The organism is Nocardia salmonicida NBRC 13393, assembly GCF_001613085.1.
GTDB classification, from domain to species: domain Bacteria; phylum Actinomycetota; class Actinomycetes; order Mycobacteriales; family Mycobacteriaceae; genus Nocardia; species Nocardia salmonicida.
Genome location: NZ_BDBR01000011.1, coordinates 58,902 through 76,293, shown reverse-complemented (window position 1 = coordinate 76,293; position 17,392 = coordinate 58,902). Strand labels below are relative to the sequence as shown.

Here is a 17,392-nt window from a genome sequence, read left to right as displayed (position 1 = left end):
AGCACCGAGGGTAGGCACTGTGCAGGAACCGTGAACGGTGCCGTGAACGATCCGTAAATAGACGCGCCGCCGGGGGTGACGCAGGCTTGGTGCTACCGGGACGACGAGGTCCGCCACAGGCGATCACGACGAATGAGGAGGTGGGGCGCCATGACGATGCTGAACCCGAATGGGGGAACGCCGCAGGTGACTTCACAGACTGTTGCGGCCACATCCACGGACCCGGCCGTTGCTCCCGCGGTCCGCCGCAGCCAGCCGTACATGCGTCTGCAGTGGACGGATTCGCTCACCGACGCGGTCGGCTACCTCGTTGTCCACACCCTGCGCGGCGGCTTGGCCACCGGCGGCACCCGGATGCGGGCCGGCTGCACCCTGGGTGAGGTCGAGGATCTGGCGCGCGGCATGGCCAACAAGACCGCCACGTTCGACCTGCCGATCGGCGGCGCCAAGGGCGGGATCGACTTCGATCCCAAGGACCCGCGCGCCGTGGAGGTGCTGCAGCGATTCTGCGAGGCGATGCGCCCGTGGCTCGACGCGCACTGGGTGACCGCGGAGGACCTGGGGGTTCCGCAGCACCTGATCGACGAGGTCTTCGAAAAGCTCGACCTGGACCAGAGCTACCACGCCGCGATCCGGCGCGCCGCCGATCCGGTGGCGACGCTGGCGCGCGTCCGCAACGGGCTCAACGCCGCGGTGGACGGCGGCTTCCTGCTCGGTGACGTCATCGGCGGCTACGGCGTAGCGCACGCGTGCCTCGCGACGGCGGTGCAGTGGGGGCAGGCGCCCGCTCAGACGACGGTCGCGATCCAAGGCATCGGCACCATGGGCGGGGCGGCGGCCTACTACCTGCACGAGGCCGGGATGAAGATCACCGCGGTAGCGGATGCCGCGGGCACGCTGTCGTGTGCCGATGGGCTCGACATTCCGTCGCTGCTGGATCTCCGCGACGGCTACGGCGAGATCGACCGGTCCCGCCTGCCCGAGGGCATCGAGCAGCTGCCGCGCAACGCCATCGTCGCCGCCGACGTCGATATCCTTGTGCCCGCGGCGATCTCGTACGCGATCACGCCGGACAACTCCTACGACATCCGGGCCCACGTCATCGTCGAAGCCGCGAACGCCGCCACCACACCGGAGGCCGAGGCCATGCTCGCCGCCCGCGGCATCCCGGTACTGCCCGACTTCGTCGCCAACGCGGGCGCGGTGGCCTGGGCGTGGTGGTTGCTGCTCGGCGAAGTGGACGACACCCCGGACACCTCCTTCGACCGACTCCGAACCACCATGCACGACAAGGTGGCACAGCTGCTGACCGCGTGGACCGACGAAGGCGTCACTCCTCGCGAGGTCGGCCACCGCTGGGCCGACGACCCGTCACCGCTCACCGGGCCGGTCGTCATTCCCTGAGGCCGACGTCGGTGCTGCCTTCGGGCGGAAGGCAGCACCGATCGTCCGTCAGTAGGTGAGCATCGAATGCAACTCCACCCACTGATCCGGGTGGACATAGGCGACCACGGTGTCGCGGGCGATGCCAGCGGCCGCCATGGCCTCGTCCACGCCGTGGTAGCGGGTGTGCAGGGAAGCCCGGACCGTGCCGCCTGATCCCGAGAAGGCGGTGCGTACCAACTCGGTGTAGGAATCATGTTGGGGGACAAGGGGTTGCGTTCGTCGAACGATCCGCAGGATCGCGGAGTCGACCGACGGGATCGGGCGGAAGCTGTCGCGGGGTATCTGCCCGCGAAGTTCCCAGCTGAACCACGGCCAGGTCGTCGCGGTCAGTAGGCTCCAGCGGCCGTAGTCGCCGGTGCGTTTGCGGGCGTATTCGCGTTGGGTGAGCAACGTCGCCGAAGTCAGGGCGGGTGCGGTCAGGCACCAGTCGACGATGTCGGCCGTCACGGAGAACGGGATGTTGCCCACCACGGCGAACGGCTCGCGGGGAGCCTTCGCCTTGGTGAAATCACCACGGACGACGCGGATTCCGTCCTCGGACCGCGTCTGCGCCGAGAGCTTGGCCGCGAGTAGGGGATCGATCTCGTACGCGGTGACCCGCGCTCCGCGACGAGCCAAGGCCCGCGTGAGAATGCCCTCGCCCGCACCGGGCTCGAGAACTGTCCCCGCCGGGTCGGCCGCTGTCACGATCGAGTCGACGGCGCCACGATCCACCAGAAAGTTCTGGGACAGTGTTCTTCTCGCATGGTCACGGGCGGTCCGACCACCGCTCTTACCGGTGACCTTGCGCTGTGTGTGTGAATAGTTTCGGTGTGAGTAGTCCTGCGCCACGGCAGTTGCCCCTTCGGGTCCTCGAGTTGATGGAAGCTCGAAGGGCCCTTGGCGCGCCGGTGGACGCCGATGCAGTTATCCGCGTCCGCTAGCGGGCCAGAGCCCGGTTGTGGCGGATGCGAATGAAGAAGTGACACGACATGCGACCGACTCTAGGAATCGGCGCGACGGTGGGCAACCGAATTTTCGGTCGGGAGGATGTGGACACCACCAGTAGCGGACCCGAGTGCGTGACGAGCGCGATCCCTCAGGCCGATCGACCGGAAATTATGGCACTGACCGGCCGTCGGCAAATTCATCGCTACTTTCACGATTCGACGAAGATTGCCTGGGTAAGTACCTCGGACAGGTGCTTCGGCAATTCAGCCGCACTGATCGGAAAGCGAAAGGACAGGCCGTGGACAACTCCGTCATTGCGATAGATTTCCAGCAGGGCTTGACCGATGCGTGGAGTTCGGTCGCGCAGTTCGTCCCCAAAGCGGTGGCATTCATCGCCATTCTTCTCGTCGGCTGGATCATCGCGAAGGTAGTCGCCAAGATCGTGAACGCGGTGCTGGAGCGCGTGGGATTCGATAAGCTCGTCGAACGCGGCGAACTGCGAAATATGATGTCCCGCAGTAAATATGACGCTTCCGACATTATCGCCAAGATCGCCTACTACGCGATCCTGTTGATCGCGCTGCAGATCGGTTTCGCGGTATTCGGGCCGAACCCGGTCAGCGCCCTGCTCACCAGCATCGTGGCCTGGCTGCCCAAGGCCGTGATCGCGATCGTGATCGTGGTGATCGCCGCGGCCGTCGCCCACGCGGTGAGCGACCTGATCTCCAACGTGCTCGGCGGGCTGTCCTACGGGAAGATGCTCGGCCGGATCGCGGCGGTGTTCATCTGGGGTATCGGCATCATCGCCGCGCTGAACCAGATCGGCGTGGCGACCTCGGTGACCACGCCGATCCTGATCGCCGTGCTCGCCACCATCGGCGGCATCCTGGTGGTCGGTGTCGGCGGCGGCCTGGTCAGGCCCATGGAGCAGCGCTGGAGCAATTGGCTGGGCAACCTGGAATCGGAGATGCCCGCGATGAAGGGGCACGCCCAGGCGTACCAGCGTGGACGCGAGGACGCGGCGCGTCAGGGCGAGCAGGTGGCGCCGAGCACGGCCGAGCAGGCTCGGCAGACGCGGGTGACGCCCGGCACCGGCTACCCGGAAGGCGAACCGGGCTGGGGTGGCGAAACGGCTCGATAGCCGACCGGCACCGGCGCCCCGTCACCTTCGGGTGGCGGGGCGCCGCTGTCTGTCCTGGGGGCGGTGTCAGTCGGCGGCGTACGCGCACACCGCGGCCAGCCGTAACTGCAGCCAGTCGGCGTCGTGCCAGTCGGCAGGCGCGCCGGCCAAGAATCCGTCGGCTCGCTCGGCGAAATGGTCGAGGAGCCCGCGGACATAACCGGCGAGCAGAATGGTCATCGGCACGCGAGCGGAATCATCGACACCGAGTACGAGGGTGTCGCGCACCGCGGCGGCGTGCTGATCCAACTGGGCGGACAGGGCGGGCATCACCGCGGCGACTGCTGCCGCGGGGGCTCCGAACTCGGTGTTCAACTGCTGTAATTGTCGTTGCGCCGAGAGTTCGAGCAACGCGGGACCGGGCGCAAACATTGCAATATGGTAGCAATCTATCCAGCCCTGGTAAAGATTGGATCTCTTCAAGATCAATAGGGTGACCTGGCGAATATATCGCAACCTCGTCGCGCTCGATCGAATTCGGGTGAGCGCAACCATGGTCGCTCCGCCTGCGTCCTGCTGGACTGTCGTCCATGGGCAGTGAACGTCGGAAATTGAAGACCGTCACCGGGGTCAGCGGATCGCGCGATGTGTACGCCGCGGCCCTCGACTCGACCCGCTCGACGCTCGACGAAGCGGTGCGGATCGCGCGGATCGCGCAGGAGAACAAGTTCGGCGCGATCTTCGCCGCGGACCTGCTCAGCTTCGGCGCCCAGGGGGCGATCGGCGCGCAGGAGCCACTGATCCAGCTCGCCGCCCTCGGCGCGATGACCACCGATCTCGGCCTGATCGCCACCGTCTCCACGACCTTCCATCACCCCTACAACCTGGCCCGGCTCTTCGGCACGCTCGACCACATCAGCAACGGCCGCGCGGCCTGGAACGTGGTGACCTCCTCGCTGGGTGAGGAGAACTACGGCGACGGTGACCTGCCGAGCCCGGAGCAGCGCTACGCGCGTGCCACGGAATCCCTCGAGGTGGTCAACGCGCTGTTCGACAGCTGGCAGCCGGGTGCGCTGCGGCCGGACGGCAAAGGTGGTGCGGCACTGGACGAATCGCTCGTGCGGCCGATCGACTATGCCGGACAGCATTTCTCGGTGCGTGGTCCGCTGAACATCCCGCCGTTGCCGCAGGGCAGGCCGGTGCAGTTCCAGGCCGGTCAGTCCGCCGGTGGCGTGGAACTCGGCGCGCGATTCGCGGAGGTGGTCTTCACCTCGCTGGCGACGCTCGAGGACGCGGTCACCTATACGAAGAAGATTCGCACCCGCGCCGCTGAACTGGGCAGGCCGGAGGGACTTCCGCTCATCTTCAGTTCCTTCCACGCCACCTATGGTGCGACGGAGGAGGAAGCCCGCAGGTTGGTCCGCGAGGCCGCCGAAGCCACCGATTTCGAGGCGGGCCGTCGTCAACTGGCCGACATGCTGGGCGGCGCCATCGACCTGTCCGACCTGCCGTTGGACAAGCCCATCCCGGAAAGGCTTCTACCGCAATTGGATTCGGTCCACCGTCGACGCGGACGAGTCGAGATCTTCGGCAAGCTCGCCGCCTCCGGCGCGACCCTGCGCGAACTCGTCATCGCCGCCAAGGACGCCGGGCACTGGGCCGCAGCGGGCACGCCCGAACAGTTGGCCGACGCGATCGAAGAGCGTTATCGGGCGAATGTGCTCGACGTGATCTCCCTCGGCGGGCTCACCGACGAACGCACCCACGATTTCGTCGTCAACGGCTTGCTGCCCGAGCTGCGTCGCAGAGGTCTGCTCGATACCGACTATCTGGGCGGCACCTACCGCGCGAACCTGGAACTGCCCGCGCCGACCGGAGCGACGAGGGCGTAGTCGACGAGATCTGATCGATACTGCGGAGTTGCGCGAACCGGGCGTCCGATGGACTCTGAATGGGTATAACCGTTCCGAGACAACTTTCGGCAAACCAGCTCGGCGAGCGAAGGGATCCGCAGTGCAGGTCACCGACCCGGCCGTTCATCTGTTCGGCATGAGCACGGTAATCGCTGCTAGCGCAGGATATTCGGCTCAGGCGAGAATCGCAGGCGCCTGGCGCCGCTCGCCTTACGCACCGTTGTTCGGTCGGCTGGCCGCCGCGATCTTCTGGGGTTGCGGCAGTGTGGCCGGTCTGACGCTGCTCGGCATCCCCACAGCGATCACCGTGCCGATCGCGCTGACCGTGTTGACGGTGGTGATCGTGATGCTCGCCGCGGCTTTCGCCGGCGGCATGATCAGGCCCGCGCCGAGGCCGGGCCTGACCGCCGGTACCTGACCTACCGGAACGCGTTGGCGTCGGTGAGCGCCTTGCCGATGACCAGTTGGTGCACCTCGGCGGTGCCCTCGTAGGTCAGCACCGACTCCAGGTTGTTGGCGTGCCGCAACACGGGGTAGTCGAGGGTGATTCCGTTGGCGCCCATGATGGTCCGGCATTCGCGAGCGATCTCGAGGGCTTCGCGGGTGCTGTTCAGTTTGCCCACGCTGATCTGCTCGCCGGTGATCTCGTGACGATCCTTCAATCGGCCCAGGTGCAGCGCGAGCAACTGTCCCTTGCCGAGCTCGAGCGCCATATCGGCCAGTTTGGCCTGGGTGAGCTGGTAGCCGGCCAGCGGCTTGTCGAACACGTCACGGGTGCGGGCGTAGTCGATCGCCGCGCTCAGGCAGTCGCGTGCGGCGCCGAGCGCGCCGAAGATGATGCCGAACCGCGCCTCGCTCAAGCAGGCCAGCGGCGAACTGAGCCCGAGCGATTCGGGCAGTACCGCATCGGCGGGCAAGCGGACGTCGTCGAAATCCAGTGCGGCGGTGATCGATGCGCGCAGCGACAACTTGCGGTGGATCTCGCGAGTGGTGAAACCCGGTGTGCCCGCGGGCACCAGGAAGCCGCGCACTCGCGGCTTGTCCGTGCCCGGCTCGTCCGCGTAGGCCCAGACGATCGCGATATCGGCCACCGACCCGTTGGTGATCCACATTTTGGACCCGTTCAGAATCCAGTCGTCACCGTCGCGGCGCGCCCGGGTGCGCATCCCGCCGGGGTTGGACCCGAAGTCGGGTTCTGTGAGTCCGAAGCACCCGATCACCTCACCGGCCGCCATCGCGGGTAGGTACTGCTGCTTCTGCTCCTCCGACCCGAAGAAGTGAATGGCCGCCATCGCCAGCGAGCCCTGCACCGACACCATGCTGCGCACGCCGGAGTCGATGGCTTCGAGCTCCTGGCAGGCGAGCCCGTACGCGGTGGCCGACGCGCCTGCGCAGCCGTAGCCCTCGAGGTGCATGCCGAGCAGTCCGAGCTTGCCCAGCTCCGGCGCGATCTCGCGGGCCGGGAACGTTCCCTCCTCGAACCAGTCCGCGAGGTGTGGCCGCAGCCTGCGTTCCCCGAATCGCGCCACCGTGTCGCGGATTTCGCGCTCCTCCGGCGACAGCAACGGATCAATGGCGAACAACTCTTCGACGGTGACCATGGCGTGAGCTTAACCGCAGTACCGACACCGAATCCGGCACATCGACCATGTCGAGAACCCCTGCGAAAGCGACCCGAACCGGCCAACTAGTCTGAGGTATATGAGTGAGCTGGGATTCTCCACCAGGGCCGTGCACGCCGGATACGAACCCGATCCTCAGACCGGTGCGGTGAATGTGCCCATCTACGCGAGCTCGACCTTCGCCCAGGACGGCGTCGGCGGCATGCGTGGTGGCTACGAGTACGCGCGCACCGGCAACCCCACCCGCACGGCCCTGGAAGCCAACCTCGCCGCCCTCGAATCGGGCAGTTACGGGCGCGCCTTCGCCTCGGGTATGGCGGCCACCGACTGTGCGCTGCGCGCCGTGCTGCGCCCCGGCGACCACATCGTCATCCCCGACGATGCCTACGGCGGCACCTTCCGGCTCATCGACAAGGTCTTCAGCCAGTGGGGCATCGAGCACTCGCCCGCCCACATCGCCGACCTCGACGCGGTGCGCGCGGCCATCCGCCCCAACACCAAGCTGGTGTGGATCGAGACCCCGACCAACCCGCTGCTGAGCATCGGTGACATCCCCGCGCTGGCCGATATCGCCCACGAGGCCGACGCGAAGCTGGTCGTGGACAACACGTTCGCCACCCCGTACCTGCAGCAGCCGCTGCTGCTCGGCGCCGATGTCGTCCTGCACTCCACCACCAAGTACATCGGCGGGCACTCCGATGTCGTCGGCGGCGCGCTGATCACCAACAGCGCCGAGCTCGACAAGGACTTCGCGTTCCTGCAGAACGGCGCGGGCGCGGTACCCGGCCCGTTCGACGCCTTCCTCACGATGCGCGGCATCAAGACGCTGGCCGTGCGGATGGAGAAGCACTGCGACAACGCCGAGGTCATCGCGGAGTTCCTGACCAACCACCCGGCCATCTCGCAGGTCATCTACCCCGGCCTGCCCACGCACCCCGGCTACGAGATCGCGCAGAAGCAGATGCGTCGCAGCGGCGGCATGATCTCGGTGCGCCTGGCCGGCGGCCGGGAAGCGGCGCTGAAGTTCTGCTCGCGGACCGAGATCTTCACCCTGGCCGAATCGCTGGGCGGGGTCGAATCGCTGATCGAGCACCCGGGCGCGATGACCCACGCCAGCACCGAGGGCTCGGCCCTCGAAGTCCCCGCCGACCTGGTTCGCCTCTCGGTAGGCATCGAGGACATCAGCGATCTCCTCGCTGACGTCGAGCAGGCCCTGAGCTGAGCCGGACCCCCACACATGACGAAGCGGCCGCATCCGGATTCCGGATGCGGCCGCTTGCGTTCGGGTTCTCGACGTACGGGTTCAGCCTGCTCAGCTGTGGTACGGCTCCGCGCTGACCAGCGTGACCTTCATGGTGTTGCCGTTGGGGAGTGTGTACTCGCGGGTCTCGCCCACCTTGGCGTCGATCAGCGCGCCGCCCAGCGGCGAGTTCGGCGAGTAGGCTTCGAGGCCGGTGGCGCCGAGTCCCTCTTCGCGGGTGGCGATGAGGAAGGTCTCGGTATCGCCTTCGTCGCCGTCGTAGTAGACAGTGACGACCGAGCCCGGCAGCGCCACGCCGGATTTGGTGGGGGCGACGCCGACCTTGGCGTTGTTCAGCAGTTCCTGCAGCTGGCGGATACGCGCCTCCTGCTGGCCCTGCTCTTCACGCGCGGCGTGGTAGCCACCGTTCTCCTTGAGGTCGCCCTCTTCGCGACGCTCGTTGATCTCGGCGGCAATGACCGGACGATTGGCAATGAGCGAGTCCAACTCGCCCTTGAGCCTGTCGTGCGACTCCTGGGTAAGCCAGGTCACATTCTCGGTCATCTCGATCACTCCCTAGTAGTTGTTCCCGGCGCACCGGGATTCCTGAGAAACCAGCGCGATTCCTCCCGAAGGAGGGCATGCACCAGCCCGACGGCTGGAGCGATCCTGGGGGTGAACCCGATACCCGCAAACAGCACCGCTGGCCGCCAATGCAGCAAACACGGCTCCGAACCCCGGAACCGTGTATCAGCCCATTTTAGCATGTCTCACAAAAATGCAGGTCAGCCTAGTCAGCCGGGCATTTCAGGTCCGCCGGACCACCCAAACGCTGGTGCGCCGGACCACCTAGCGATGGCGCGCGTCACTGAGCGCTCGTGCGCAGATACCCAGGTATCTGGTCGCTGCAACCATAAATATCGCCCGCCGAAGGGCGTGCCGACGACTTGACCGTAGTGGTCACCTGCACGCTGGTCGAATCCGAGCCGGGGACGAGTACTTCGCGCCGCCCCACCTCGGTGCCGTCGCGATCCATCGCCCGGACGAAGCAGACCACGGCCTGCTGTGGATCGTCGCGGGTGACCTTGATCCGCACTTCCAAGGTGGCGTCGTCGATGACCACATAGCCGAGCTGCTCGGTCTCGATCGCCTTCGGACCATATTTCTGGAAGCCGAGATAGGCCACCGCGAAGCCGACGACAACGACGCCGACACCGAGCAAAACCATCAGCCACAGGCGACGCGCGGGTGGTTTTGTGCCGTAACGGTCGGCGTGTCGCGCTGCTGCGGCGGCCGAGGTCGCGGCGGAGTCCGGTGCGGGCTCGGTCATCGGTTCGCGCTCCCGGGGGTGGTCGGAACAAACAGGGGGTCGGATGGAACTATAGGTAACGACATCTGACACCCGCGAGCGAGAGCGACGGTGAACGAGAAGTGAGTGGCCTTCGCCTCATGGCAGTGCACGCCCACCCTGACGACGAATCGAGCAAGGGCGCCGCGACGACCGCCAGATACGCCGCGGAGGGCGTCGAGGTGCTCGTCGTGACGTTGACCGGCGGTGAGCGCGGCAGCATCCTGAACCCGGCCATGGACACCCCCGGTGTGCTCGACCGCATCAACGAAGTGCGGCGCGAGGAGATGGCCGCGGCCGCCCACGCGCTCGGCGTGCGCCAGCACTGGCTGGGATTCGTCGATTCGGGCCTCCCCGAGGGCGACCCACTGCCGCCGCTGCCCGAGGGCTGCTTCGCGCTGGTGCCCCTCGAGGAGTCCACCGAAGCGCTGGTGCGTGTGATCCGCGAGTTCAAGCCGCAGGTGATCACCACCTACGACGAGAACGGTGGCTACCCGCACCCCGACCACATCCGCTGCCACGAGGTGTCGATGGCCGCCTACGAGGCGGCGGGCGATCCCAGCGCGTTCCCCGAGGCGGGCGAGCCGTGGACGCCGCTCAAGCTCTACTACGACCACGGTTTCAGCATGAAGCGGCTGGAAGCGTTCGCCGCGGAGTACGAGCGCATCGGTGAACCGTTCCCGCTGCAGGAGTGGCTGGACCGGATGAAGCAGTACACGCGAGCGCGCAGCGACATCATGGGCCGGGTCACCACCCAGATCGAATGCTCGAAATACTTCCCCCAGCGTGACGACGCTCTGCGCGCCCACGCGACCCAGATCGATCCCAACGGCGCGTTCTTCGCGATCCCGTTGGAGATGCAGCAGCGGCTCTGGCCGACCGAGGAGTTCGAATTGGCCAAGACGCGCGTATCCACCGCCATCCCGGAGACCGACCTGTTCGCCGGCATCGAGGAAAACGACCGGTGATGTTGGTCTACCTCGCACAGCAACCGACGGGCCCCGAATTCGGCAAGGCCTCGCCCCTCGGCCTGCTGGTCATCCTGATCCTGCTGGCAGGCACGGTGCTGCTGGTCCGTTCGATGAACAAGCACCTCAAGGGCCTGCCCGAAACGTTCGAACCCGAGCACCCGGAGCCGGATCAGAAGGCCGACGAGGGCACCGAGCCCGGCGTGATCACCGTCGAGGATTCCGAACCGAAGCAGGGTTCCCAGTAGGCGCGGGCGCCTAGCGCGCCGCGGCCAGGTCGGCGACGAGTTCGCCGACCAGGTCGCGCGCGGTGGCGGCCTGCTCGGCCACCGACCGCGGCGCCCCACTGGCGTTCAATTCGATCATCATGTTCATCATGCCGAACAGCGCGACGAGTCGGCGTAGGGCTGCGCGGCGCTCGGAGACAGTCATCGGCGCGGTGGATATCGGGATGTTCACAGCTATGGGATCGCTGCCGTTCGTGGGTTCGTTTCGGCCGATATCCAATCGAAGCCGTCCGCGAATCACCAGTCGATGAGGTCGAGTTCGTGCAGGCGCCGGAACACCATCATCGAACCGGGGGCGACGTGCTCCATCGCGGCGTACTCGCTCACGGTGAAGTAGCGGAATTCGGCGATTTCGCCGGTGGCGAAGGGTTCTCCGGTGAGTTCGGCACGGAAACAGGTCATGTGCAGGCCGGTGTTGCGGCGGTGTCCGAAGGCTTCGGCCTCGAAGACGCCGAACTCGGCGACACCGGCGAGGCCGACGCCGAGTTCTTCCTCGATCTCGCGATGTAACGCCTGTAAAGGGGTCTCGCCGGGGTCGATCTTGCCGCCCGCCATGTAGAAGACATCCTTGCCTTCGGGACGCGTCTGAATCAGCCTGCGGTCGCGGACATGGGCGAGGGCGGCGGTGCGGATCATGGGGATCACTCTATGGACCGAACGGCTTCGGTTCATATCGAACGGCTCTGGTGTCTGGGTCAGCTCACGGTGACGGCGTGATCGTGCGGGGATCGGCGCCGGTCAGGGCGCGGGAGGTGTCCTTGAGGTCGACACCGGAGCGGCCGAGCGCGCGGGCGCCCGCGACGAGGCCCGCCACCACCCGGGCCGCGTCGGCGTAGGTGAGGCCGTCGGGCGGGTGGATGTTGGAGACGCAGTTGCGTTCGGCGTCGGCACGGCCGGGGCGGGGCAGGTGGGTGAGATAGATGCCGAGGCTGTCGGCGACCGAGAGTCCGGGGCGCTCGCCGATCAGCACCAGGACGGTGCGCACGCCCATGGCTGCGGCGATGTGGTCGCCCAGCGCCACTCTGGCCTGGGTGGCGACGACCGGCGGGGCCAGGGTGTAGTGATCACCGAGTTCTGTTGCGAGAGCGGCGAGTAGGCCGGGGGCGTGGTCGGTGAGAGCCAAGGGGGACAGGCCGTCGGCGAGGACGAATCCGATATCGGCGCCGGTGTCGGGGACCGCGGTGAGGTTGTCGGGGAGTCGACCGAGGTCTGGTCGGCGCAGGTATTCCGCGCGGTCCGCCGCTCGGCTGGCGACGGTCACCGGAGTGCCGAGCCCGACGGCCGCGATCTGCTCGGTGAAGGACTCGACGTCGAGCGGAAGGTGTACGGCGTCGCGGGCTGCGGCGTGGGCGGCGCGCAGTGCGAGGACATCGGTCGTCGGTAGCGCGTCGCCGGTGCGGCCGAGTCCGATCCTGGCTTGCGTGCTGCCACGCAGGTCGCGCCAGAAGTCCTCGGTGACAGTCGAATCCGGGTCGGGAGCGGCAACCGGCGAGGCCGCAACGGGCTGGTTCGCAGGTGCCGCGCCGGTGGGTTTGCCCGGCTGTCGTGGCGCGCTCATCGGGTGGCCGTCAGCGCGCGCAGAGGTGAGGACAGCGGTTCTACTTGTCGCACACGGCCGTTCGCGTCCAGCATGCCGAGCCCCGACAGCCAAGCCTCGAATTCCGGTGCGGGGCGCAGATTCAGGACCTGGCGGGCGTAGAGGGCGTCGTGGAAGCTGAGGCTCTGATAGCCGAGCATCACGTCGTCGGCGCCGGGCACAGCGATGACGAACGCGCAACCGGCCGCGCCCAGCAGGGTGAGCAGGGTGTCCATGTCGTCCTGGTCGGCCTCGGCGTGGTTGGTGTAGCAGACATCCACGCCCATCGGCAGACCGAGCAGCTTGCCGCAGAAGTGGTCTTCGAGCCCGGCTCGGATGATCTGCTTGCCGTCGTAGAGATATTCGGGTCCGATGAAGCCGACGACCGTATTCACCAGTAGCGGTTGAAGATCCCGTGCCACGGCGTAGGCGCGCGCCTCCAGGGTCTGCTGGTCTACGGGCCGATCACCAACGCCCAGATGGGCATTCGCGCTCAGCGCCGATCCCTGCCCCGTCTCGAGGTACATCACGTTGTCGCCGACAGTGCCGCGACGTAGCGAACGTCCCGCCTCGTTCCCCTCGCGCAACAGTGAAATATTCACTCCGAAGCCGGTATTGGCGCCCTCGGTCCCCGCCACGGACTGGAACACCAGGTCCACCGGCGCCCCCGCCTCGATCAGCCCGATGGTCGTGGTGACGTGGGAGAGCACGCACGACTGCGTCGGAATGTCGAAGCGCGATCGCACCTCGTCGAGCAGATGCAGCAGATCCGAGGTGGCCTGCGGTGAATCGGTGGCCGGGTTGATCCCGATCACCGCATCGCCGCAGCCGAGCAGCAGTCCGTCCAGGGTGGCGGCGGCGATCCCGCGCGGATCGTCGGTCGGATGATTGGGCTGCAACCGCGTGCTCAACCGACCGGGCAGACCGATGGTGGTGCGGAATCCCGCGGTCACCTCGGCCGCCTTGGCCACCGCGATCAGATCCTGATTGCGCATGATCTTGCTGACCGCGGCCACCATCTCCGGCGTCAACCCTGGCGACACCGCGGCCAGGGTCGCCGCCGAATCCGTCGTGGCGGCGACCGCGAGCAACCAGTCCCGCAGTCCGCCGACCGTCAGGTGTGCGATCGGCGCGAAGGCCACCCGGTCGTGACTGTCGATGATCAGCCGGGTGACCTCGTCGGTCTCGTAGGGCACGAGCACGTCATCGAGGAATGTGGTCAGCGGGACCTCCGCCAACGCCCATTGCGCCGCGGCGCGTTCGGCATCCGTGGCGGCCGCGCAGCCGGCGAGTTCGTCGCCGCTGCGCAGGGGGGTGGCCTTGGCCATCAGGTCGATCAAACCGTCGAAGGTGTAGGTGGTGACGCCGATTGTGCTGCGGTACACGGTCATCGGGTCCCTTTCGAAATATCTGTCGGCCACCGGGATTCTGCGCGTTTACTCCAGCTCGGATTCCGCCTCGGCGATCGCCGCGAACTCCTCATCCGGCGACTTGGCGACCAGGTGTTTGCGACTGTAGAGCCCGAAGTACGCCATGAAGGCGATGAACACACCGAGGGTCCACAGCGCCGCGGTCGGGTCGACCAGGAAGGTCGCCGCCACCGACGCGGCCGCGATGACCAGCGCGAACCCCGTGGTGACGATGCCGCCGGGGGTGCGATACGGGCGCGGCATGTTCGGTTCGCGCTTGCGGAGCACGATGTGGCTCACCATCATCAGCACGTAGCTCACGGCCGCGCCGAATACCGCCATGTTCAGCAGCATCGCGCCCTTGCCGGTGAGCGAGAGGGCGAAGCCGATGATGCCGGGCACGATCAGCGCCAGCATCGGCGCCTTACGGGAATTGGTCACCGACAGGGCCGTCGGCAGGTAGCCGGCGCGGGAGAGCGCGAAGGTCTGGCGGGAGTAGGCGTAGATGATCGAGAAGAAGCTGGCGACCAGCCCGGCCAGGCCGATGTAGTTGACCACCTTGGCCGCCGAGCTGTCGCCCAGCGCTTCCACGAGGGGATTGCCCGAGGCGGATGCGCTCTGGGCGCCGAGCGCGCCGGTCACCAGGAACAGCACCACCGCGCCGGTGACGCACAGCAGCAGCATCGCGACGATGATGCCCTTGGGCACGTTCTTCTCCGGCTCGCTGGCTTCCTCCGCGGCCAGCGGCACGCCTTCGACGGCGAGGAAGAACCAGATCGCGAACGGGATGGCGGCCCAGATGCCCAGGTAGCCGAAGGGCAGGAACGACGATGATCCGGTCGCCGCGGGATCGGCCGCGATATTGGTCAGATTGGCCACGTCGAACTTGCCCACAGCCGCGAAGGCGAAGATCGCCAGACCGACCAGCGCGATCGCGGTGATCACGAACATCGCCTTGAGCGCCTCACCCGCACCGGCCAGGTGAATACCGATGAACAGCGCGTAGACGGCCAGATACACCCACCAGCCGTCGGTGATCTCGAACAGATTCAGCGATTCCACATAGGCGCCGATGAAGGTGGCGATGGCGGCGGGCGCGATCGCGTATTCGATGAGAATCGCTGTGCCGGTGGCGAATCCGCCCCACGGTCCGAGCGCGCGCCGAGCGAAGGTGTAGCCGCCGCCCGCCGCGGGCAGCGCCGAGGACAGTTCGGCCATGCCGAGCACCATGGCCAGATACATCGCGGCGATGACGATCGTGGCGATCAGCAGGCCACCGAAACCGCCTTCGGCGAGACCGAAGTTCCAGCCCGAGAAGTCGCCGGAGATCACGTAACTCACGCCGAGGCCCGCGAGGAGCACCCAGCCCGCTGATCCCTTGCGGAGGGTGCGTTTGGCGAGATAGTCGTCGACCGGTGCGCCCTCGTCGGTGGCGGGGCTGGTTTCTGTACTCACGGGGAGCTCCTCATCAACAAGCGATACGCGTTCGGCGGCTACGGTGATCGTCGAGAGTTGAAGAATGGTTGACGACTGTTACGGCCGTGGATCCGTCAGGTCAGCGGTGCGTATCGAGCACCGCTGACCTGCGAAAACGATCTGATTACGGGTGTTTCAGATCACCCGGTGGGCGGCGGCGTCGATTCGAGCGCGGCCGCTTCCTCGTCGGTGAACAGACGTGAGCGGATCAGGAACCGCACGCCTTCGGGAGCCTCGAGGGAGAATCCACCGCCGCGGCCGGGCACCACGTCGACGGTGAGGTGGGTGTGTTTCCAGTACTCGAACTGGTCGGCGCTCATCCAGAACGGCGTCTCGCCGGGCAGGTACCCGAGCAGCACGTCCGAACCGCCCACCCGGAATTCCCCACGCGGATAACACATCGGCGAGCTGCCGTCGCAGCAACCACCGGACTGGTGGAACATGACCGGGCCGTGTTGCCCGGTCAAGTCCCGCAGCAGCGCCGCCGCCTTGTCGGTGAGGTCGACGCGCTGCACCATCAGAAGAAGCCGAGCTTCGTCGCCGAGTAGCTGACCAGGATGTTCTTGGTCTGCTGGTAGTGATCGAGCATCATCTTGTGGTTCTCGCGCCCGATGCCGGACTTCTTGTAGCCGCCGAACGCCGCGTGCGCGGGGTAGGCGTGATAGCAGTTGGTCCATACCCGACCGGCCTTGATGCCGCGACCGAGGCGGTAGGCGGTGTTCATATCGCGCGTCCACACGCCCGCGCCGAGACCGTAGAGGGTGTCGTTGGCGATCGACAGCGCCTCCTCGGTGGAGTCGAAGGTGGTCACCGCGACGACGGGGCCGAAGATCTCCTCCTGGAACACGCGCATGTCGTTGCTGCCCTTGAAGATCGTCGGCTCGATGTAGAAGCCGTCGGCCAGCCCGTCGACGCTGCGGACCGCGCCGCCGGTGAGCACCTCGGCGCCTTCCTTCTTGCCGATGTCGATGTAGGACAGGATCTTCTCGAACTGATCGTTGCTGGCCTGGGCGCCGATCATGGTCGTCTCGTCGAGGGGGTTGCCGCTGATGATGGCCTTGGTGCGCTCGACGCAGCGGGCCATGAACTCGTCGTAGATCGACGAGGCGATCAGCGCGCGCGACGGACAGGTGCACACCTCGCCCTGATTGAGGGCGAACATGACGAACCCTTCGATCGCCTTGTCCAGGTAGTCGTCGTCGGCGGCCATCACATCGGCCAGGAAGATATTGGGGCTCTTGCCGCCCAGCTCCAGGGTGACCGGAATGATGTTCTCGCTGGCGTACTGCATGATCAGTCGGCCCGTGGTGGTCTCGCCGGTGAACGCGACCTTCGCCACGCGCGGGCTGGAGGCCAGCGGCTTACCCGCTTCGACGCCGAAACCGTTGACCACGTTGAGAACTCCCGGCGGCAGCAGATCCGCGACCAGTTCGACAACCTTCATGATCGAGGCCGGGGTCTGCTCGGCGGGCTTGAGCACCACCGCGTTTCCCGCGGCGAGGGCGGGAGCGAGCTTCCAGGTGGCCATCAGGATCGGGAAGTTCCACGGAATGATCTGTGCGACAACGCCGAGCGGCTCGTGGAAGTGGTAGGCGATGGTGTCGGAGTCGACCTCGCTGATGCCGCCTTCCTGTGCGCGCAGCACTCCGGCGAAGTAGCGGAAGTGGTCGACCGCGAGGGGGAGGTCGGCGGCGAGGGTCTCGCGGACCGGCTTGCCGTTGTCCCAGGTCTCGGCGACGGCGAGGGGCTCGAGGTTGGCCTCGATCCGGTCGGCGATCTTGTTGAGGATGTTGGCGCGCTCGGCGGCCGACGTCTCACCCCAGGCGGGGGCCGCGCGGTGGGCGGCGTCGAGAGCCAGTTCCACATCGGCGGCGCTCGAGCGGGCGATCTCGCAGAACGGCTGCCCGTCCACCGGGGAGGTGTTCTCGAAGTAGCGGCCCTCGACCGGCGGAACCCACTTGCCGTCGATGAAATTGTCGTATCGCGGCGCGTAGCTGACAATGCTGCCCTCGGTGCCCGGCTTGGCGTAGATCATGTGCGGTGGCTCCTCGCTGATT

Annotated in this window: 19 protein-coding genes; 7 read left to right on the top strand and 12 right to left on the bottom strand. The window is 66.8% G+C overall.

The window, feature by feature from the left end:
• The first annotated feature begins 156 nt into the window (after window positions 1-156).
• Complete coding sequence (locus NS1_RS13455; RefSeq protein WP_084503723.1) at window positions 157-1,404, top strand: Glu/Leu/Phe/Val dehydrogenase dimerization domain-containing protein; 1,248 nt, start codon at window positions 157-159, stop codon at window positions 1,402-1,404.
• A gap of 48 nt (window positions 1,405-1,452) precedes the next feature.
• Here NS1_RS13455 and erm read toward each other — a convergent pair whose 3' ends face one another.
• Complete coding sequence (gene erm / locus NS1_RS13450; RefSeq protein ID WP_062984657.1) at window positions 1,453-2,277, bottom strand: ErmE/ErmH/ErmO/ErmR family 23S rRNA (adenine(2058)-N(6))-methyltransferase; 825 nt, start codon at window positions 2,275-2,277, stop codon at window positions 1,453-1,455.
• Between the two features lie 397 nt (window positions 2,278-2,674).
• On the opposite strand from erm, the gene NS1_RS13445 reads away from it, so the two are divergent.
• Window positions 2,675-3,517, top strand: a complete 843-nt coding sequence (locus NS1_RS13445) for a mechanosensitive ion channel family protein (RefSeq protein WP_062984655.1) — start codon at window positions 2,675-2,677, stop codon at window positions 3,515-3,517.
• Window positions 3,518-3,583: 66 nt separating this feature from the next.
• On the opposite strand, the gene NS1_RS13440 is transcribed toward NS1_RS13445, so the two are convergent.
• Window positions 3,584-3,928 (bottom strand): DUF6401 family natural product biosynthesis protein, encoded by a 345-nt coding sequence (locus NS1_RS13440; protein WP_062984653.1) that lies wholly within the window; start codon window positions 3,926-3,928, stop codon window positions 3,584-3,586.
• Between the two features lie 158 nt (window positions 3,929-4,086).
• Between NS1_RS13440 and NS1_RS13435 the strand changes: the two genes are divergently transcribed.
• Both NS1_RS13435 and NS1_RS13430 read left to right on the top strand, forming a co-directional pair.
• On the top strand, window positions 4,087-5,388 hold the full coding sequence (locus tag NS1_RS13435; RefSeq protein WP_062984651.1) for an NtaA/DmoA family FMN-dependent monooxygenase: 1,302 nt from the start codon (window positions 4,087-4,089) through the stop codon (window positions 5,386-5,388).
• 157 nt (window positions 5,389-5,545) lie between these two features.
• Window positions 5,546-5,827 (top strand): hypothetical protein, encoded by a 282-nt coding sequence (locus NS1_RS13430; protein WP_131816802.1) that lies wholly within the window; start codon window positions 5,546-5,548, stop codon window positions 5,825-5,827.
• A gap of 1 nt (window position 5,828) precedes the next feature.
• Here the strand turns inward: NS1_RS13430 and NS1_RS13425 are convergent, their stop codons facing one another.
• On the bottom strand, window positions 5,829-7,010 hold the full coding sequence (locus tag NS1_RS13425) for an acyl-CoA dehydrogenase family protein (RefSeq protein WP_062984647.1): 1,182 nt from the start codon (window positions 7,008-7,010) through the stop codon (window positions 5,829-5,831).
• Window positions 7,011-7,110: 100 nt separating this feature from the next.
• Between NS1_RS13425 and NS1_RS13420 the strand changes: the two genes are divergently transcribed.
• Window positions 7,111-8,253 (top strand): cystathionine gamma-synthase, encoded by a 1,143-nt coding sequence (locus tag NS1_RS13420; RefSeq protein WP_062984645.1) that lies wholly within the window; start codon window positions 7,111-7,113, stop codon window positions 8,251-8,253.
• Window positions 8,254-8,343: 90 nt separating this feature from the next.
• Here NS1_RS13420 and greA read toward each other — a convergent pair whose 3' ends face one another.
• Both greA and NS1_RS13410 read right to left on the bottom strand, forming a co-directional pair.
• Window positions 8,344-8,835, bottom strand: a complete 492-nt coding sequence (greA, locus tag NS1_RS13415; RefSeq protein ID WP_056813695.1) for a transcription elongation factor GreA — start codon at window positions 8,833-8,835, stop codon at window positions 8,344-8,346.
• 301 nt (window positions 8,836-9,136) lie between these two features.
• Complete coding sequence (locus tag NS1_RS13410) at window positions 9,137-9,601, bottom strand: DUF4307 domain-containing protein (RefSeq protein WP_062984643.1); 465 nt, start codon at window positions 9,599-9,601, stop codon at window positions 9,137-9,139.
• A gap of 119 nt (window positions 9,602-9,720) precedes the next feature.
• On the opposite strand from NS1_RS13410, the gene mca reads away from it, so the two are divergent.
• Complete coding sequence (gene mca / locus NS1_RS13405; RefSeq protein ID WP_131816803.1) at window positions 9,721-10,587, top strand: mycothiol conjugate amidase Mca; 867 nt, start codon at window positions 9,721-9,723, stop codon at window positions 10,585-10,587.
• The gene (locus NS1_RS13400; protein ID WP_056813692.1) at window positions 10,587-10,835 is read left to right on the top strand and encodes a hypothetical protein; all 249 of its coding nucleotides are present in this window, start codon (window positions 10,587-10,589) and stop codon (window positions 10,833-10,835) included. Before mca ends, NS1_RS13400 begins: the two co-directional genes overlap by 1 nt.
• Window positions 10,836-10,845: 10 nt before the next feature.
• On the opposite strand, the gene NS1_RS13395 is transcribed toward NS1_RS13400, so the two are convergent.
• The 7 genes from NS1_RS13395 to adh form a co-directional block, all read right to left on the bottom strand.
• Entirely contained in the window at window positions 10,846-11,019 is a 174-nt protein-coding gene (locus NS1_RS13395) for a hypothetical protein (protein ID WP_157125198.1), read from the bottom strand.
• A gap of 92 nt (window positions 11,020-11,111) precedes the next feature.
• Complete coding sequence (locus NS1_RS13390; RefSeq protein WP_056816067.1) at window positions 11,112-11,510, bottom strand: NUDIX hydrolase; 399 nt, start codon at window positions 11,508-11,510, stop codon at window positions 11,112-11,114.
• A gap of 64 nt (window positions 11,511-11,574) precedes the next feature.
• On the bottom strand, window positions 11,575-12,432 hold the full coding sequence (eutC, locus tag NS1_RS13385) for an ethanolamine ammonia-lyase subunit EutC (protein ID WP_084503701.1): 858 nt from the start codon (window positions 12,430-12,432) through the stop codon (window positions 11,575-11,577).
• Complete coding sequence (locus tag NS1_RS13380) at window positions 12,429-13,841, bottom strand: ethanolamine ammonia-lyase subunit EutB (RefSeq protein ID WP_062984639.1); 1,413 nt, start codon at window positions 13,839-13,841, stop codon at window positions 12,429-12,431. The genes eutC and NS1_RS13380 overlap by 4 nt, the downstream gene beginning before the upstream one ends.
• A gap of 45 nt (window positions 13,842-13,886) precedes the next feature.
• The gene (eat, locus tag NS1_RS13375) at window positions 13,887-15,314 is read right to left on the bottom strand and encodes an ethanolamine permease (RefSeq protein ID WP_062984637.1); all 1,428 of its coding nucleotides are present in this window, start codon (window positions 15,312-15,314) and stop codon (window positions 13,887-13,889) included.
• Window positions 15,315-15,475: 161 nt separating this feature from the next.
• The gene (locus NS1_RS13370) at window positions 15,476-15,853 is read right to left on the bottom strand and encodes a DUF779 domain-containing protein (RefSeq protein WP_062984631.1); all 378 of its coding nucleotides are present in this window, start codon (window positions 15,851-15,853) and stop codon (window positions 15,476-15,478) included.
• On the bottom strand, window positions 15,853-17,370 hold the full coding sequence (adh, locus tag NS1_RS13365) for an aldehyde dehydrogenase (protein ID WP_062984629.1): 1,518 nt from the start codon (window positions 17,368-17,370) through the stop codon (window positions 15,853-15,855). The genes NS1_RS13370 and adh overlap by 1 nt, the downstream gene beginning before the upstream one ends.
• Window positions 17,371-17,392: the final 22 nt, after the last annotated feature.

What these genes read in the sequence shown, in the direction of transcription:
- NS1_RS13455 (WP_084503723.1), top strand. Translation starts at nt 157, where the DNA reads ATGCTGAACCCGAATGGGGGAACGCCGCAGGTGACTTCACAGACTGTT.
- NS1_RS13440 (WP_062984653.1), bottom strand. Translation starts at nt 3,928, where the DNA reads ATGTTTGCGCCCGGTCCCGCGTTGCTCGAACTCTCGGCGCAACGACAA.
- NS1_RS13435 (WP_062984651.1), top strand. Translation starts at nt 4,087, where the DNA reads ATGGGCAGTGAACGTCGGAAATTGAAGACCGTCACCGGGGTCAGCGGA.
- NS1_RS13430 (WP_131816802.1), top strand. Translation starts at nt 5,546, where the DNA reads ATGAGCACGGTAATCGCTGCTAGCGCAGGATATTCGGCTCAGGCGAGA.
- NS1_RS13425 (WP_062984647.1), bottom strand. Translation starts at nt 7,010, where the DNA reads ATGGTCACCGTCGAAGAGTTGTTCGCCATTGATCCGTTGCTGTCGCCG.
- NS1_RS13420 (WP_062984645.1), top strand. Translation starts at nt 7,111, where the DNA reads ATGAGTGAGCTGGGATTCTCCACCAGGGCCGTGCACGCCGGATACGAA.
- greA (WP_056813695.1), bottom strand. Translation starts at nt 8,835, where the DNA reads ATGACCGAGAATGTGACCTGGCTTACCCAGGAGTCGCACGACAGGCTC.
- NS1_RS13410 (WP_062984643.1), bottom strand. Translation starts at nt 9,601, where the DNA reads ATGACCGAGCCCGCACCGGACTCCGCCGCGACCTCGGCCGCCGCAGCA.
- mca (WP_131816803.1), top strand. Translation starts at nt 9,721, where the DNA reads ATGGCAGTGCACGCCCACCCTGACGACGAATCGAGCAAGGGCGCCGCG.
- NS1_RS13400 (WP_056813692.1), top strand. Translation starts at nt 10,587, where the DNA reads ATGTTGGTCTACCTCGCACAGCAACCGACGGGCCCCGAATTCGGCAAG.
- NS1_RS13395 (WP_157125198.1), bottom strand. Translation starts at nt 11,019, where the DNA reads ATGACTGTCTCCGAGCGCCGCGCAGCCCTACGCCGACTCGTCGCGCTG.
- NS1_RS13390 (WP_056816067.1), bottom strand. Translation starts at nt 11,510, where the DNA reads ATGATCCGCACCGCCGCCCTCGCCCATGTCCGCGACCGCAGGCTGATT.
- eutC (WP_084503701.1), bottom strand. Translation starts at nt 12,432, where the DNA reads ATGAGCGCGCCACGACAGCCGGGCAAACCCACCGGCGCGGCACCTGCG.
- NS1_RS13380 (WP_062984639.1), bottom strand. Translation starts at nt 13,841, where the DNA reads ATGACCGTGTACCGCAGCACAATCGGCGTCACCACCTACACCTTCGAC.
- NS1_RS13370 (WP_062984631.1), bottom strand. Translation starts at nt 15,853, where the DNA reads ATGGTGCAGCGCGTCGACCTCACCGACAAGGCGGCGGCGCTGCTGCGG.
- adh (WP_062984629.1), bottom strand. Translation starts at nt 17,370, where the DNA reads ATGATCTACGCCAAGCCGGGCACCGAGGGCAGCATTGTCAGCTACGCG.